Raw genomic sequence first — 15,878 nt, 5'->3', positions numbered from 1 at the left:
GGCCCTCGCGCGCGGCCGGATCGCGGCCCTGGCTTGACCAAGCGGTTGCTTGCTTAGATGCTGGGGTGAGGCGACGAAGAGGGAGGGCTACGGGAGACATGATCGAGTTCAGGCCCATGACCAGGAACATCGGCGCCGAGGTCACCGGGGTCGATCTGCGCAAGCCGTTGTCGGAGGACGAGGTCCACACCATCAGGCAGGGCTGGCTGGAGCACCTGGTGCTCTTCTTCAGGGACCAGCCCATCGACGACGACGAGCACGCCCGGTTCGCGCTCCGCTTCGGAACCCTCAACATCCCGGCGTTCAACAAGGACCAGTCCAGCCCCATCCACCGCCTCGACCAGGTGGATCCCAAGGGCGAGGGGGGCGACGAATGGCACAGTGACAACACCTTCGAGCCCGAGCCGCCCATGGGCTCCCTGCTGCGCTGCCTGCGACTCCCCTCGGTGGGTGGCGACACCATGTGGGCCAACGCCTACATGGCCTACGAGACGCTGTCCCCGCCGATCCAGCGGCTCTGCGACGAGTTGACCGCCGTGCACGACATCACCAACTCCATGAAGAAGGCCATCTCCAAGGGGCACAAGTACGATCTGGCCACCATGCAGGCGAAGTGGCCGCCGTACGAGCGCCCGGTCGTGAGCGTCCACCCGGAGACCGGCAGGAGATCGCTGTTCGTGAACCGCTCGTCGACCACCCGCCTGGTCGGGCTGTCGGACCGGGAGAACGAGGCGCTCCTGCCCTACCTCGTCGACCACATCCGCTCCCCGGAGTTCCAGGTGCGGCTGAACTGGCGGCCGGGCACGCTGGCCTTCTGGGACAACCGCAGCACCCAGCACTACGCGGTGGCCGACTACACCGAACGCCGCGTCATGCACCGCGTCACCATCGCCGCCTTCGACGAGCACAGGAGCTGACGCCTGGGGACAATCGCGGCGAGACCGGCCCGAACCGCCTTGAACCGGGCATCGGTTGTCCACAGGAGGGCCTTGACGGCCTGAAACGTCGCCGGGACCTGGTACCAAGGAGCCATGGTTGACGAGAGCGGTCTGCGGGCCGAGGCGGAGCAGCGGCTGCGAGCCCTCGCGGGGGAGCACGCGAAGCTCAGAGACGACCAGTGGTCCGCGATCCGGGCGCTGGTCGTCGACCGGCGGCGCGCGCTGGTCGTGCAGCGCACCGGCTGGGGCAAGTCGGCGGTCTACTTCATCGCCACCGCGCTGCTGCGGGCCCGGGGCGCCGGTCCCACGGTCATCGTCTCGCCGCTGCTCGCCCTCATGCGCAACCAGATCTCCGCCGCCGACCGCGCCGGGGTCCACGCCGCCACGATCAACTCCGCCAACGTCGACGAGTGGGATCTCATCCACGCCGAGGTCGAGCGCGGCGAGGTCGACGTGCTCCTGGTCAGCCCCGAGCGGCTCAACAACCCCGACTTCCGCGACCTGGTCCTGCCGAAGCTGGCGGCGAGCGCCGGCCTGGTGGTCGTCGACGAGGCCCACTGCATCTCCGACTGGGGTCACGACTTCCGGCCCGACTACCGCCGCCTGCGCACCCTGCTGGCCGATCTCCCTCCGGGGGTGCCGGTCCTCGCCACCACGGCCACGGCCAACGCCCGGGTCACCCGCGACGTGGCCGAGCAACTCGCCGGCTTCACCGGCGGCGAGGCCGGCGAGGCCGGTGCGGCCGGTGAGATCGGTGAGGATGTTGAGGGTGCTGAGGGCGATGGCACCCTGGTGCTGCGCGGGCCCTTGGAGCGCGACAGCCTTCATCTGAGCGTGGTGCGCCTTGCCACCGCCGAGCAGCGGCTGGCCTGGCTCGCCGAGACGCTGCGCGAGCTGCCGGGCTCCGGCATCATCTACACCCTCACCGTGGCAGCCACCCAGGAGATCGCCGCCTACCTGCGCGACCAGGGGCACGAGGTGGCCGCCTACTCCGGGCAGACCGACCCCGCCGAGCGGCTCGCCGCCGAGCAGGCGCTGCTCGACAACCGGCTCAAGGCGCTGGTCGCGACCTCGGCCCTCGGCATGGGCTTCGACAAGCCCGATCTCGGGTTCGTCATGCATGTCGGCGCTCCCGCGTCACCGGTGGCCTACTACCAGCAGGTCGGCCGGGCGGGGCGCGGTGTCGAGCGCGCCGAGGTGATCCTGCTGCCCGGCCCCGAAGACCGCGACATCTGGGCCTATTTCGCCTCGCTGGCCTTCCCGCCGGAGCCGGTGGTGCGGGCGACCCTCGCGACGCTGGCCGAGCAGGGCGCGATGTCCACGGCCGCGCTGGAGACCCGGGTCGACCTCAGCCGCAACCGGCTGGAGACCATGCTCAAGGTCCTCGACGTCGACGGCGCGGCCAAGCGGGTCAAGGGCGGCTGGCAGGCCACGGGCCGTCCCTGGGTGTACGACACCGAGAGATACGCGCGGGTCGCCGCCGAGCGCGCGGCCGAGCAGCAGGCCATGCTCGGCTACATCTCCACCGGCGAGTGCCGTGAGGAGTTCCTCAGGCGCCACCTCGACGACGACACCGCGAAGCCCTGCGGCCGCTGCGACAACTGCACCGGAGCGCACCGCTCGGTCGACATCGCGGCGGGCGCGGTCACGAGCGCCCGGGAGCGGCTCCACCGCCCCGGGGTCGATGTCGAGCCCCGGCGCCAGTGGCCCACCGGCCTCAAGGAGCTCGGGCTCTCCGGCCGCATCCGCCCCGAGGTGGCCGCCGAGGCCGGCAGGGCGCTCGGGCGGCTCACCGACATCGGCTGGGGGAACGCCCTGAGGCGCCTGCTGGGGGAGCGCGCCGCCGACGGGCCGGTGCCCGACGAGGTCTTCGACGCCGTGGTCACCGTGCTGAGCTCGTGGCGGTGGGCCGAGCGCCCGGTCTCGGTGGTCACCGTGCCGTCCACGACCCGGCCGGTGCTGATCACGACGCTGGGGGAGCGGCTGGCCGCCATCGGCAGGCTGAGCTACCTCGGCTCGCTGACCTACCGCCAGGGGCCGCCGGGGCGCCAGCACAACAGCGCCCAGCGGGTGCGTGCCCTGCGGGCGACCCTGGCGCCGCCCGTCGCCGACGTCTCCGGCGGCCCGGTGCTCCTGGTCGACGACCGCGTCGACACCGGCTGGACCATGACCATGGGCGCGATGCTCCTACGCGAGGCCGGCGCTCCCGCCGTCCTCCCCCTGACCCTGGCCACCACCAACTGACCAGGAGCGCCCAGCCCGCCCGGGATGCGTGAGCCGTAGGGGACGCCTGCCGGTTCAGGGGGAGCAGGACCGAACCGTCCTAGACGCTTCGGGAACCTGGGCGGGGTTCGGAAACCCTGGACCGTTCAAGGACGGTCCAGGGGGCTCACCGGGGGTCGGCCGGGAGTGCTCAGAGGCGGGGGCGGGCGCCCAGGTTGCCGATGGCCTTGGCGGCGAGGGCGTTGCCCGCGGCCAGCGCGTCGGCGGGCTGCTTGCCCTCCAGCCACGGCTGCAGGAAGCCCGCGGTGAAGGCGTCACCCGCGCCCGTGCCGTCGACCATGCGCTCGATGTGGTCGGCGGGCGCGCGAACGGGCTCCGCACGGTTGTTGGTGTACCAGAGCGACCCCTCGGCACCCATCTTGATCACTACCTGAGGGAACCACGCGGTGAGCACCTTGGCGGCGGAGGCGGGGTCGTCACGACCCGTGAGCACCTTGGCCTGGGCGTCGTTGGCGAAGAGCAGCTTGGCGCTGTGGGTCCACTCGAGGAACGGCTCGGCGCCCGTGCGCTCCAGCGGCGCGGCGGAGGCGCAGTCGATCGAGATCGACATGCCCGCCCGGCGCGCGTGGTCGAGCGCGGCCAGACCGGCGTCACGCGAGCCGTCGTTGAGCAGGGTGTACCCGGAGACGTGCAGGTGACCGCCCTGGGCGAACAGGTCGCGGGGAAGGTCTTCGGGAGAGAGCGCGGCGTTGGCACCCGGGTCGGAGAGCAGCGTGCGCTCGCCCTTGTGCGTGACCAGCACGACACAGGTGCCGGTTGGTCGCTCGGGGTCCATGACCAGGCGGGCGTCGACGCCGTATCCCATGAGCTCCATGTCACGGTTACGGCCCGTGATGTCGGCGCCTCGGCGGCCTACGAAGGCCACCTCCGCACCCTCGACGGCGAGCCAGGAGGCGATGTTTGCCCCAGAGCCGCCACCATGCATGGTGACGACGGCCGGAGTGTCGCTTGCCCTGGCGAGAGGGTAGCGGGCGCGTGCGACCGCATCGGTCATCAGATCGCCCACCACGACAACCCGCGTCATGATGTCACCACCTTGTTGGCACTACAGGAGGCTGCTGACAGAAAACCTAACAGCTTCAAGCCGGGGCGTGGGGCATAGAGCGGACACCCGTGCACAGTCGATGCACAAGCGTTGCCCAACAATCCCGACACGAGGGCCTTTACCCTCATGAATGTGGAACCTCACTACCCCGCTCACTGGGAAGCCGACGTCGTCCTGGCCGACGGGGGTACCGCGCACCTGCGGCCGATCCGGCCAGATGACGCCGACATGCTCCGCGCGTTCTACTCCCGGCTCTCCGACCAGTCGATCTACTTCCGCTTCTTCGGCCCGCGTCCCCGCCTCTCGGACCGTGAGGTGGCGTGGTTCACCACCGTCGACTACGTGAACCGGGTGGCGCTGATCGCGACCCTCGGCACCAAGATGGTGGCGGTCGTCCGCTTCGACCGGATGGACCAGCAGGACAGCGCCGAGGTGGCGTTCCTGGTGGAGGACGCGCACCAGGGCAGGGGAGTGGCCTCGGTGCTCATGGAGCACCTGCGCGCGGCGGCGCGCGAGTACGGCATCAAGCGCTTCATCGCCGACGTGCTGCCGTCCAACAGTCGCATGATGGCCTTCTTCCGCCAGGCCGGGTACACGGCGCAGAGCCAGTTCGAGGACGGCGTCGTCCGGATGACCCTGGACCTGGCGACGACCGAGACCTCGCGCGAGGTCACGATGGCGCGGGAGCACCGGGCCGAGGCCCGCTCGATCGAGCGTCTGCTCACCCCGACGTCTGTGGTGGTCGTCGGCGCGGGCCGGGAGGCGGGGGGCATCGGGCAGACGGTGCTCCGCAACCTGCTCGGAGCCGACTTCAGCGGCCCGGTGTACCCAGTGCACCGCGAGGTGAGGGCGGTGGCCGGCGTCCGCGCGTACAAGAGCGTCTCGGCCATCGACGGGGACGTGGACCTCGCCGTGGTGGCCGTGCCCGCCGACGCCGTGCTCGACGTCGTCGAGGAGTGCGCGGAGAAGGGCGTGAAGGGCCTGGTCGTCGTCTCGTCCGGTTTCGGGGAGACGGGATCCGATGGGCGGGCCCGCCAGGACGACCTGGTGCGCATCGCCCGCGCGTACGGGCTGCGCGTGGTCGGCCCCAACTGCCTCGGCATCGCCAACACCGACCCGGCCGTGCGCCTGAACGCCACCCTGGCGGCCCACCTGCCCGGACGGGGGCGTGTCGGCTTCTTCAGCCAGTCGGGCGCGCTCGGCACCGCGCTGCTCCAGCGGGTGGCCCAGCGCGGCATGGGCATCTCGACCTTCGTGTCCGCAGGCAACCGGGCGGACGTCTCGGGCAACGATCTCCTGCAGTACTGGGAGGGGGACCCGGCCACCGACGTGATCCTGCTGTACCTGGAGTCGCTCGGTAACCCGCGAAAGTTCACCCGGCTCGCCAGGCGCACGTCGCGGAAGAAGCCCATCGTCGTCGTCAAGAGCGGCGGCGCGACCCAGGGCGTGCCCGTGGGGCACGCCGCGCCCGTTCTCGGGCTGCCGGACACCGCGCTCAGCGCGCTGTTCGAGCAGGCGGGGGTGATCCGGGTCGACGACCTCACCCAGCTGTTCGACGTGGCCCAGCTGCTCGCCTACCAGCCGCTGCCCGCCGGGCCGAAGGTCGGGGTGGTCAGCAACTCCGACGCGATGGCCCTGCTCGCGGTGGACGCCTGCGTCGCGGCCGGGCTGGAGCCGTGCCCGGCCGCCAACCTCGGGGCCCGGGCGGGGGCGAGGGAGTACCGCGAGGCGCTGGCGGACATGACCTGCGAGGTGGACGCCATCGTCGCGATCTACATGCCGCCCGTGCCCGGGAACGCCGCCGAGGTCGCCGCCGAGCTCGTACGGGTGGCGCGGGAGACCGGCAAGCCCGTGCTGGCCACCTTCGAGGGGCGCATGGGCATGCCTCCCGAGCTGCGCGTCCCGGGCGAGGCCGGCGATCCCGGCAAGGGTTCCATCCCGTCCTACCCCGCCGCGGAGGAGGCCGTACGCGCTCTCGCCCACGTGGTGCGGCACGCCGCCTGGCGGGAAAGGCCGCACGGGACCTCCCCCGAGCTCGACGGCGTGGACACCAAGGGCGCCAAGGCGGTCGTGGAGAAGATCCTCACGACCGCCGGCACCGTGGAGCCGGACGGCGGCGGCGCGGGCGAGCCGCCCATGGCGGGCGGCCCACTGGAGATCGACGCGGCGGAACTGCTGGCCAAGTACGGGCTGGAGGTGTGGCCGGCCGAGGTGGTGACCTCGCCCGACGAGGCCGTCGCGGCGGCGGGGCGCCTCGGCTGGCCCGTCGTCGTGAGATCCGCCGACCCCGAGGTCGCCCACCGGGCGGGCACGGTGCGGCTCGGGCTCTCCGATCCGGGCGGGGTGCGCCGCGCGTACGACGACCTGGCGGCGCGGCTCGGACCGGACGTGATCCTCTCGGTCCAGCGGATGGCCCCGCAGCCCGCCGTGCCGACGCTGGTGAGGGTGGTGGACGATCCGGACTTCGGGGCGGTGGTGTCGTTCGCGTTCGGTGAGGTGACCGCGCGGCTCCTCGGTGACGAGGCCTTCCGGCTGGCCCCGCTCACCGCCGAGGACGCCACAGCGCTCGTCCGGTCCGTACGTGCCGCGCCCCTGCTGTTCGGCGAGTACGGGTACCCGCCCGTGGCGGTGGAGGCGCTGGAGGACCTGCTGGTGCGGGTCGGACGGCTCGCCGACGAGCTTCCCGGGGTGGCGCTGGACCTCGATCCCATCCTGGTGGGGGAGTCCGGGGTGAGCGTGCTCGGCGCGAGGGCCGTGCTCCGCGACACCGTCGGTCCGCGTCCCGACAGGGGCCCGAGACGCCTGCGCTGAGCCCGAACGTCCGCCGTGCGTTCGCGTGCTGGGACTGATGCGATCAGAGTGGTGGAAAACGCGATCACCGGACAGCTCCGGTGATCGCGTCGCCGCCCTTCTCCGCGCGAGGCCGCCAAGGTGGGCGGCCATGAGGTGAAACAGCGTGCCGAGACAGGGCAGGATGGACCCATGAGGGAAACCCGAGTCTCGGCCGCTGGTCTGCGCGAAGCTATCGAACGCAGCGGCTACTACCCCGATCTCGTGGCCGACGCGGCCGAGTCCGCGCTGGGCAAGGAGCAGGTCACGGCGTACGTCGTGCACCATGAGGCCACCTTCGATCCGGCGATGGAGGTGCGCAGGCATGTCACCGTGGTGGTCCTCTCACCCACCCGGCTCCTGGTGTGCCACACCGACGAGCACCCGCCGTCGGACGGCATGCCCACCTCACACGCGTCCACGACCACGGAGGCCGTGCGCCTGAGCCGGGTCCAGTCCGTGGCGGTCACCCGGGTGGTTCCCGACCCCGCGTCGTACGTGGCGGGCGTCCCTCCGACCGAGGTGACGCTGACGATCGGCTGGGGCGCGATCTCCCACGTCGATCTCGAGCCCGCCACCTGCGGAGACGAGAACTGCGAGGCCGACCACGGCTACACCGGCGCCATCACCGCCGACGACCTGTCGCTGCGGGTCAGCGAGGCCGCCGACGGCCCGGAGGCCGTGGGCAACGTCCTGGCCTTCGCCAAGGCGCTATCCGAGGCGACGGCCCGCGCGGCGACCTGACCCTCGGCGCCGCCCGGCCACACCGAGCGGAGGCGCCTCGCGTGGGCCTCCGCTCGCCGCGGCGCCGGGCGTGGACATCGGCGGCACCACGGCCGAGACTGGCCTCTGTCCCAAAGACGAAGCCGTATCCAGAAGACGAAGGAGGGAAGGGGCTTCCTCCCATGGCTGAAAAGGCACGGGCGTCCGCCCCGGAATTCCCATGAGCCTCAGCCCTTTGATCGACCCCGGTGACCTCGGTGAGGCCACGATCCTCGACGTGCGGTGGCGCCTGGTCGGGACGCCCGGCATCGAGTCCTACCGCGAGGGACACCTGCCCGGCGCCGTGTTCTGCGACCTGAACGCCGACCTCGCCGCCCCGGCGGGGCCCGGAGGCCGTCACCCGCTGCCGGAGGCCGGCGCGTTCCAGGAGGCCATGCGGCGGCTCGGCGTGTCCGGTTCCCGTCCCGTCGTGGTCTACGACGAGGCCGACTCCACGGCGGCGGCCCGGGCCTGGTGGACGCTGCGTTACTTCGGCCATCCGGACGTGCGCGTGCTCGACGGTGGGTACCGCAGGTGGGCCGACGAGGGGCTCCCGGTGACCAAGGAGGAGCCCGTTGTCGAGCCGGGCGACTTCACGGCCCGTCCGGGCGGCATGCCGGTGCTGGACGCCGAGCAGGCGGCGGCGCTGGCGGATGACGGCGTGCTGCTGGACGCGCGTGCCGGCGAGCGCTACCGGGGCGAGGTCGAGCCGATCGACCCGGTCTCCGGGCACATCCCCGGCGCGGTGAGCGCGCCGACCTCGGAGAACGTCGACGGGTCCGGGCGCTTCCATCCGGCCGAGTTCCTCAGGGAGCGGTTCCTCTCCTTCGGGGTGCTGCCGGAGGTGCCGGTCGGGGCCTACTGCGGCTCAGGGGTCACGGCGGCCCACGAGGTGCTGGCGCTGACGCTCGCGGGCGTCCCCGCGGCCCTCTACGTCGGTTCCTGGTCGAACTGGATAACCGACCCCACCCGTCCGATCGCCAAAACCTGACGCCCACCCCTGGTAGGGCGCATGACGTTACGACCAGACCCTCGGGAGAGCCCTTCAGCCCTCGGGAGGGCCGATCGGCCGCCCGAGGGAGCCGAAGCAGGCGAAGCCTTGGACGCCCGTCTTCTCGCTCGCCATGGCGAGCGCCTCGGCCGGGGTGCGCCCGGAGACCAGCAGGGCGTGGAAGAGCGTCATGAGCGTCAGCGCCTCGTCGTCGCGGACCGGCACGAGGCCGGCGACGACGCACGTCGTGCCCTGGTCGAGGAAGGCCCCGGCGAGGCCCAGGGGCGCTCCGTCGACCGGGGCGTGCGCCATCCCGGCATCGCAGGCCGACAGCACGACCAGCTCCGGCGTCCGGCGGAGCCGTAGCAGGTCGTACGCCATCAGCGGGCCGTCGTCCAGCGCGATGCTCGACAGCAGCGGGCTGCGGGCGCAGAAGGTGCCGTGCGCGGCGATGTGCACGATGTCGGACACGCCCAGCGCTTCCACCACATCGGAGGAACCGGCGCCGACCCGCACGGCCACCCCGGAGGCTCCCTGATGGGTGCGCACGACCATCGCCGCCTCCGCCCCCGCGTGCTCCAGACCCGGCCCCGCCACGGCCGCCACACGCGAACAAGAAGTACGGACACCATGGGCTGCGTCCGGGCGGCTCGGGGCCGCCGCACGGCCCGTGGCCGGGTAGCTCGACGTCGCCGCGTCGCCCGGCTCCAGGTGGCTCGGGGTCGCCGCACGGCTTGGATCCGGGTGGCTTAGGGGGGCCGTCAGCCAGGCGTTCGCGCTCGACGCCACGCAGAGCGCACGTCCCCTGAAGGGGGGCAGCACCGGCCAGGGGAGGGTGTGGAGCGCGCCGGTCGGCACGATGATCGCCGGGCGGTCTCCGATGTCCCCGGCCAGCGGCCCGAGCAGCCGTACGGCGAGCCGTTCGGCCTCCCGCGCCACCCCGCTCCGCGTGCCGGTGTCCCGCAGGCGCGCACGCCGCAGGCCGTACCGGAGCCGGATCGTCGCCTCGGCGGCGGCGGTGTACGAGCCGAGCGGCCGCAGCACGCAGCGCTCGCCCGTGACGACGACGGCGGCGAGCCGGTCACCGTGTCTCACCGTCTCGATCAGCACGGCATCCCCGAGCGCGGCGCGCAGCCGTTCGACGGCCAGCGGCTCCCGGGACCGCCCGCGCGCCATCGCACGCCAGTGCTCGGCCCAGCCCAGCACGGTCTCAGGCCGCCCGTCGGCGAGCGCGAGCGACAGCCCGAAGTCCGCGAGCCGCTCGCCCGCGCGTACGGCGTGGGCGCGCACTCCGGGGTCGCCCAGGCGCTCGCTGCCCTCGGTCGCCTCGGCGAGGCCCTCCCGCAGCGAGGCGAAGGCTCCAGGGCGGTCGCCTAGGAGGCTCCGCTCAAGGGCCACGGCGTGGTGGCGTACGACCCGGTGGGTACGTCCCTCGGCCGGCTGGCCGGCGGTGACCAGACCGAGCTCGGCATCGGCGGCCGTCCTGTCGGACAGCCCCACCGCCAGCTCGGCGGCCGTGAGCCGGAGCCCCGCCGCCGGGCCCGCCCAGCCCTCCTGGGCCAGCAGCCCCGCCAGCGCCCGTGCCTCCGCGAGCAGCTCCGGAGTCGGCCGCTCGACGGCAAGGCGGGCGCGGAGCGCCGTCTCGGCGGCGAGCGGCACCCACGCGTGACGTCCCTGGCCGGTCAGCTCGCCCGCCGCCAGCTCGGCGGTGGCCCTCGCCTGGTACGGGTCGCCGACGAGCAGCTCGACCTGGGCCAGCAGCAGGCGGGACTCGGCCAGCGCCACCTGGGCGCTCGCGGCGGCGAGGTCGGGGACCGCGAGGCCGAGGAGCGCCCGGGCCTCTCCGGGAAGGTGGGCGGCGAGCAGGGCGCCCGCGAAGTCGGCCCGCATCGCGGCCAGCCGCTCGGGATAGCCCGACAGTGCCTTCTCCGCGGCCCGGTAACCGGCGAAGGCGGCGGGGATGTCGCCCTTGCGCGTGGCGACGAACGGCAGGTTGGCCTCGGCGAGGATGGCCAGGTGATCAAGGCCCGCCCGCCTGGCGGTGGTCACGCATGCCGACAGGTCACGGGAGGCGGCGTCGTACAGCTCCAGATATGTGTGGGCGATGCCCCGGTTGAGCAGAGCCCCGGCCAGGAAGCGGGGGTCTCCCGCCCCGGTGAGCCGTGCCACGGCCCGGTCGCAGTTAGCCACCGCCTCCTCCAGCCTGCCGAGCTGGACGAGCGCCACGGCGCGCTGCACGCCGAGCCGTGCCGGGTCGAGGCCGGTCAGATGCCCCTCGGCCAGGTCGGCGACGCGGAGCGCGCCCACGGGATCGCCGAGGTCGGCGCGGACGGTCACCAGGGAGAGCCGCGCCTGGGCGGCACGCTCCGGCAGGTCGCGGGCGGCCTCTACGGCACGGCCGAGGTGCTCGGCCGCCAGCGTGAGGTGCCCGAACTCCCGGGCGGCGAGGGCCAGGGCCCGGTGGGCGACCGAGACCGCCTCCAGGCAGCCGCCCGCCTCGGCCTCGGCCAGCACGGCCCTCGCGCGCTCACGCGCCCGCGCCGGATCGGCCCCCGACATCAGCACCGCATCCTCGGCCGCCGCCACCAACTCAGCCATCGGCCCCCTCCGAGGACGGACGACTCACAGCCGGACACACCCCGGGGGACGACTGCCCGAAGGATGCGGGGCCGGCGGGTGTCATAGGCGGACGCATTGCCATCGGGTGGCCACCGGGGGGTTGCCCGGGCGGTGGCAGACCACGCTCAGCCACCCGTGAGGCAGGCCCGTGGTGGCGAACTCCCCGCTCTCGGACGGGAAGCGGATCTTGCTGACGTGGGGTGTCCTGATCTCGACGCGGGCGCCCTTGCCCGGGGCGGGCTGCACCTGGCCGGCCAGGTCGATGTGCGAGTCGCAGACCGTGATCTCCACGTCGATGGTCACCCCGCCGGCGGCGAAGCGGAGCAGCCGAGGCTCGCCGTCGGCCGGGCAGCCGTCGGAACGGATCCCGGACGGCGGCCGGGCGCCGGTGCCCGCGCTGGAAGGCACCCCCACGGGCCCCGCCGTCACGGCTCCCGGCAGGCGCAGCCCGTACACGGCGCGGGCGTCGGTCGAGACCCGCGCGGGCACCGGATCGGCGCCGGCGGCGATCCTCAGGGCCGCCAGAACATACTCGTCGTCGGTCACCGATCCTCCTCGATAAGGGACCGCAGGCGCCTGAGACAGCGGCTGCGGGTCGGCCCGATGCTGCCGATGGGCATGTCGAGCCGGCGGGCCAGCTGCGCGTACCCCACCTCGGGGGCGCACACGATCAGCCGCAGGAGCGAGCGGCACGGCTCGCGCAGGGTGTCGACGGCCGCCCAGAGCCGCCGCCCGTCCTCCTCGGTGAGCATCGCCGCCACCGGGTCGCCGTCCGGCGCGGGGACCTCGGCGGGCAGGGCCGCCAGTGGGGCGCCCGCCCGGCCCCGGTGGATGCGCGCCGCCTCGTGGCGCGTCGTGGTGATCAGCCACGCGCCGACGCGCTCGGGGTCGCGGATCGTGTGAACGCTCTCGACCAGCCGCAGCCATGCGGCCTGCACCGCGTCGGCGGCGTCGGTGGAGTCGAGGCCGAAGGCCCGGGCGACGGCCCACATGCGGTATCCGAAGCGCTCGACCAGGTCGCGCCAGGCCGGCTCGTCGAGAAGGTCGAGATCGTAAGGCATGTGATGACTTTGCGTGGTCGGAAGAGTGCTCTTGGTGAGAACCCTAGCGGGGCGCGGGCACGAGGACCCCGAGATCGGGGAATCGCCTGCCGTGCGCGGGGTCGAGCACCTGGCTCGCCGCCTCGCCGGGGGACATGTGCCGGGCCGCGGCGGCGATCGCCCCGGCCACCACGGCGGCCGCGAAAGACGTCCCGCTCCAGACGGCATAGCTGTGAAACTGCTGAAAGTCCACGAAACTACTGGTCAAGGCTTCGCCACGTGCGCACGCGTCCACCCAGGGGCCGTACGCGGAGAACCTCGCCCGCTCGCCTTCGGCGGAGTCCAGGGCTCCGACGGCTACGACGCGGGGCAACGCGGCGGGCCAGAAGGGGCGCGGGGAGGCGGTGTTGCCCGCGCAGGCCACGATCACCGTGTCGGGGAACCCTGCGAGGGCGCGCTCCAGCAGCGGCGAGGGCCGGTCGTCGTAGGTGAAGCAGCCGAAGGACAGCACGAGCACGTCGAGGCGCGTGTCGCGCAGGAGGCTCAGCGCCCGGAGCACCCCGGCCTCGTCGCCGACGCCGTTGCTGTCGAGCACCCGCGCCACGCGCAGCCGCACGCCGGGAGCCTGGCGCAGCACCAGCCCGGCGATGAACGTGCCGTGCCCCGCCTGCTGGTCGAGAAGCCCGTCGCCGTCGGCGTCGAGGATCTCGCCGGGCTGGCCGGGGAACCACTCGGCGTCCCTGAACCACGGGTGGGGGGCCACCCCGGTGTCGAGGAGCCCGACGGTGACGCGGGACGGCTCGCCGGGCTCGTACGCGGGGGCGGCGGCGGGGACGGGCGATCCGGTCGGCCCGCCGAAGAACAGCGGCTGGCCGACGACGACGTGGTTGGGGGAGACCTCGTGGCCCTGGCCGGAGAGCGTGGCGGCGACCTCGCAGGGGTCGGCTCCCGGTGCGAGCCGTACGAGATAGAACCCGTCCACGTGTTCCACCGCCTGGGTCCACCGAGCGGCGGCGACGGGCGACCTGGCGAGGAGGACGCCGGGCCGGATGAGGGTGCTCCGTCCCGGCGTGTGCTCCACTGCCTGTACGTTCACCGGCGGCTCCTTATGGGGGAGGTAAACACGGAATGTATCTTTCCCCATGCGGAGAGTTGCCAAGCGTGATTAGGTATGACCCGGCTCTGGTGCCCCGCCACGACGGACGGTAGTCTCTCCCTCAGTCACTTGTGATCATCCCAGTATGAGGACGTTGGGGAAGGCGCACCTCGTACGAAACGGGAGGTCCGGTGTCTGCTCGTGGCGTGCTGTACGTCCACTCGGCTCAGCCCGCGCTGTGCCCGCACATCGAATGGGCGGTCGCGGGTGTGCTTGGCATACCCGTCGACCTATCGTGGACTCCTCAGCCAGCCCAGCCTGGCACGGTGCGCACGCAGGCCGAGTGGGAGGGCCGTCCCGGCGCGGCCGGGGCGATCACGTCCTCTCTCATGGGCTGGCAGCGCATCCGCTTCGAGATCACCGAGGACGCCTCCCCGGGCGTCGACGGCTCCCGGCACGCGTACACGCCGACCCTGGGTGCCTTCACGGCGGTGATCGGGGTGTCCGGCGACATCATGATCCCTGAGGACCGGCTACGCAACGTCATGCTCATGGCGTCGCAGGGCCGGGTCGTCCTTGAGGACGAGCTGGACAAGCTGCTCGGGAAACAGTGGGACGAGGAGCTGGAGCCGTTCCGCTACGCCGGTGACGGCGCACCCGTCCGCTGGCTTCACGCCGCCGTCTGACCGTCCCGGGGGCATGGTTTGTTGTCGCGTGCCACAAATAATATGATCTTGGACCGTTCCCGCCGCCCCCGGGTGAACGGGGCCGTCGGCTAGGGAACGAGCTCGAACCAGATCGCGGTGGCGGCGTGGTCGCTCCGCATGCCGAATCGCGACGAGATCGACTGGACGAGGAACAGCCCCCTGCCGCCGAGGGAGACGGCGTCCTGGGTCATGACTCTCGGGCAGGAGATGGCGGAGCCGTCGTCGACGACCTCTATGCGCACCACGTCGCCTGCCTGGATCATGACGGTGACCGTGCCGAGGTGCCCCGAGCGGCTGTGCTGGACGGCGTTGGTGAACAGCTCGCTGGTCAGCAGCTCGGCGTCCCGGGTGATGCCGTCGTACCGGGCCTCGTGGAGGGCGTCTCGCACGAGCGCGCGGGCGTGCGAGGCCTGGTCGTGCGTGCCTGGGAAGCTGGCCGTGACGAGAGGCGTGGCAGCGGACAAGCCCTGCCCTGCCGATGTCTTCATTTACTGCCGCCTCTCAAGTGCCATCCGACCCACTGGCAACTTTGTGTGGTTAGATGCTCGCCCTGGGTCACAGTCTTAGCAGAGGCTTTAATGCCTCAACCTGAAAGTTCTCAGATTGGTTGGTGTCAAAGAGTTCCTTGTCCGATGCTCTGTGTAACCGCCAGACTGGGCGGCCAGTCTTCGTCCGAGGGGAGGGTGCGTGACAGCACCACGCCGCAGCCCGACCGCGCGGCACCGCCGTCTCGTCGCCGAGCTGCGCGGGCTCAGGGAGGCCAGCGCCAAGTCGCGTCAGGAGGTGGCCGAGCTGGTCGGCACCACCGACATCACGCTCTGGCGATATGAGACCGGGCTGACCAGGCCCGCTCCCGCCGACGTGGCGGCCCTCCTGGAGGTGTACGGCGTCGCGGGCGAGGCCCGTGGCCAGCTGCTGGAGATGGCCAGGGAAGCGCGTAAGCGCGGGTGGTGGCACCGCCATCGCCAGACGCTGAAGCCCGGGTTCGACTCCTACATCGGGCTGGAGGCCGAGGCGTCGGTCCTGCGCACCTACCAGCCGCAGGTCGTCCCCGGCCTGCTCCAGACCGAGGAGTACGCGCGGGCGGTCATCGAGGCGACCGCGATGGGCCAGGCCGAGGTCGAGGAGAAGGTCGCGGTGCGCATGTCGCGGCAAGATCTCGTCACCCGCCCGGACTACCCCATCCAGATCGTCGTGGTGCTCGACGAGGCGGTGATCAGGCGCCAGGTCGGCGGGCCGGGCGTGATGCGGGGGCAGCTCCTCCACCTCCTTGAGGCGGGCGCCCTGCCGAACGTCGACATCCGGATCCTGCCGTTCGCCTCGGGCGCGCACTCCGCCCTCGACGGGCAGTTCAATCTCTTGGAGTTCCCGGAGCCGGGCGATGTCGACCTGGTCTACCTGGAGCAGGCCGCCAGCGGCCTCGTGCTGGAAGAGCCACAAGAGCGGCGCAGATACGCCATGATGTTCGCCGACCTGCTGGCCAGGGCGCTCTCATCTGGAGACACTGCGGCCCTGGTCACTTCGATCGCATGCGATGAGGGCTGAGACCCTCCGGGAAAGGAGACGCA

General features: G+C 72.5%; 13 protein-coding genes. 7 read left to right on the top strand and 6 right to left on the bottom strand.

Annotation, left to right across the window (positions count from 1 at the left end; all coding sequences use genetic code 11):
• Positions 1–98: 98 nt before the first annotated feature.
• Positions 99–917, top strand: a complete 819-nt coding sequence (locus tag AB0O34_RS06430) for a TauD/TfdA family dioxygenase (protein WP_363913286.1) — start codon at positions 99–101, stop codon at positions 915–917.
• Positions 918–1,031: 114 nt separating this feature from the next.
• Positions 1,032–3,182: a DEAD/DEAH box helicase gene (locus tag AB0O34_RS06425; RefSeq protein ID WP_363913284.1), complete on the top strand. Its 2,151-nt coding sequence runs from the start codon at positions 1,032–1,034 to the stop codon at positions 3,180–3,182.
• A 169-nt stretch (positions 3,183–3,351) separates the two neighbouring features.
• Here the strand turns inward: AB0O34_RS06425 and AB0O34_RS06420 are convergent, their stop codons facing one another.
• Positions 3,352–4,245, bottom strand: coding sequence for a sugar kinase (locus AB0O34_RS06420; RefSeq protein WP_363913282.1), 894 nt, complete (start codon positions 4,243–4,245; stop codon positions 3,352–3,354).
• Between the two features lie 147 nt (positions 4,246–4,392).
• Between AB0O34_RS06420 and AB0O34_RS06415 the strand changes: the two genes are divergently transcribed.
• From AB0O34_RS06415 to AB0O34_RS06405, 3 genes are all read left to right on the top strand, one after another.
• Positions 4,393–7,077: a bifunctional GNAT family N-acetyltransferase/acetate--CoA ligase family protein gene (locus tag AB0O34_RS06415; RefSeq protein ID WP_363913280.1), complete on the top strand. Its 2,685-nt coding sequence runs from the start codon at positions 4,393–4,395 to the stop codon at positions 7,075–7,077.
• Between the two features lie 171 nt (positions 7,078–7,248).
• On the top strand, positions 7,249–7,839 hold the full coding sequence (locus tag AB0O34_RS06410) for a DUF5998 family protein (protein WP_363913278.1): 591 nt from the start codon (positions 7,249–7,251) through the stop codon (positions 7,837–7,839).
• Positions 7,840–8,038: 199 nt separating this feature from the next.
• Positions 8,039–8,848 (top strand): sulfurtransferase, encoded by an 810-nt coding sequence (locus AB0O34_RS06405; RefSeq protein ID WP_363913276.1) that lies wholly within the window; start codon positions 8,039–8,041, stop codon positions 8,846–8,848.
• A 54-nt stretch (positions 8,849–8,902) separates the two neighbouring features.
• Here the strand turns inward: AB0O34_RS06405 and AB0O34_RS06400 are convergent, their stop codons facing one another.
• The 4 genes from AB0O34_RS06400 to AB0O34_RS06385 all read right to left on the bottom strand — a co-directional run bounded on the left by AB0O34_RS06400 (position 8,903) and on the right by AB0O34_RS06385 (position 13,603).
• Positions 8,903–11,446 (bottom strand): CHAT domain-containing protein, encoded by a 2,544-nt coding sequence (locus AB0O34_RS06400; protein ID WP_363913274.1) that lies wholly within the window; start codon positions 11,444–11,446, stop codon positions 8,903–8,905.
• An 81-nt stretch (positions 11,447–11,527) separates the two neighbouring features.
• Entirely contained in the window at positions 11,528–12,013 is a 486-nt protein-coding gene (locus tag AB0O34_RS06395) for a hypothetical protein (protein ID WP_363913272.1), read from the bottom strand.
• Complete coding sequence (locus AB0O34_RS06390) at positions 12,010–12,528, bottom strand: sigma-70 family RNA polymerase sigma factor (protein WP_363913270.1); 519 nt, start codon at positions 12,526–12,528, stop codon at positions 12,010–12,012. Before AB0O34_RS06390 ends, AB0O34_RS06395 begins: the two co-directional genes overlap by 4 nt.
• A gap of 43 nt (positions 12,529–12,571) precedes the next feature.
• Entirely contained in the window at positions 12,572–13,603 is a 1,032-nt protein-coding gene (locus AB0O34_RS06385) for a S8/S53 family peptidase (protein ID WP_363913268.1), read from the bottom strand.
• Between the two features lie 191 nt (positions 13,604–13,794).
• Here AB0O34_RS06385 and AB0O34_RS06380 point away from each other — a divergent pair, with 191 nt between their 5' ends.
• Positions 13,795–14,289: a DUF3145 domain-containing protein gene (locus AB0O34_RS06380; protein WP_363913266.1), complete on the top strand. Its 495-nt coding sequence runs from the start codon at positions 13,795–13,797 to the stop codon at positions 14,287–14,289.
• Positions 14,290–14,378: 89 nt separating this feature from the next.
• Here the strand turns inward: AB0O34_RS06380 and AB0O34_RS06375 are convergent, their stop codons facing one another.
• Entirely contained in the window at positions 14,379–14,798 is a 420-nt protein-coding gene (locus AB0O34_RS06375; protein WP_363913264.1) for an ATP-binding protein, read from the bottom strand.
• A 199-nt stretch (positions 14,799–14,997) separates the two neighbouring features.
• Here AB0O34_RS06375 and AB0O34_RS06370 point away from each other — a divergent pair, with 199 nt between their 5' ends.
• The gene (locus AB0O34_RS06370) at positions 14,998–15,855 is read left to right on the top strand and encodes a helix-turn-helix transcriptional regulator (protein ID WP_363913262.1); all 858 of its coding nucleotides are present in this window, start codon (positions 14,998–15,000) and stop codon (positions 15,853–15,855) included.
• The last annotated feature ends 23 nt before the right edge of the window (positions 15,856–15,878 follow it).

It is taken from the genome of Sphaerisporangium sp. NPDC088356, assembly GCF_040685555.1.
GTDB lineage: Bacteria > Actinomycetota > Actinomycetes > Streptosporangiales > Streptosporangiaceae > Sphaerisporangium.
The sequence above is the reverse complement of the archived record's forward strand: the minus strand, read 5'-3'. Positions and strand labels throughout refer to the sequence as shown.

Bases quoted from the DNA above. Each gene is read 5' to 3' on its own strand.
- AB0O34_RS06430 (WP_363913286.1), top strand. From the start codon at position 99: ATGATCGAGTTCAGGCCCATGACCAGGAACATCGGCGCCGAGGTCACC.
- AB0O34_RS06425 (WP_363913284.1), top strand. From the start codon at position 1,032: ATGGTTGACGAGAGCGGTCTGCGGGCCGAGGCGGAGCAGCGGCTGCGA.
- AB0O34_RS06420 (WP_363913282.1), bottom strand. From the start codon at position 4,245: ATGACGCGGGTTGTCGTGGTGGGCGATCTGATGACCGATGCGGTCGCA.
- AB0O34_RS06415 (WP_363913280.1), top strand. From the start codon at position 4,393: ATGAATGTGGAACCTCACTACCCCGCTCACTGGGAAGCCGACGTCGTC.
- AB0O34_RS06410 (WP_363913278.1), top strand. From the start codon at position 7,249: ATGAGGGAAACCCGAGTCTCGGCCGCTGGTCTGCGCGAAGCTATCGAA.
- AB0O34_RS06405 (WP_363913276.1), top strand. From the start codon at position 8,039: ATGAGCCTCAGCCCTTTGATCGACCCCGGTGACCTCGGTGAGGCCACG.
- AB0O34_RS06400 (WP_363913274.1), bottom strand. From the start codon at position 11,446: ATGGCTGAGTTGGTGGCGGCGGCCGAGGATGCGGTGCTGATGTCGGGG.
- AB0O34_RS06390 (WP_363913270.1), bottom strand. From the start codon at position 12,528: ATGCCTTACGATCTCGACCTTCTCGACGAGCCGGCCTGGCGCGACCTG.
- AB0O34_RS06375 (WP_363913264.1), bottom strand. From the start codon at position 14,798: ATGAAGACATCGGCAGGGCAGGGCTTGTCCGCTGCCACGCCTCTCGTC.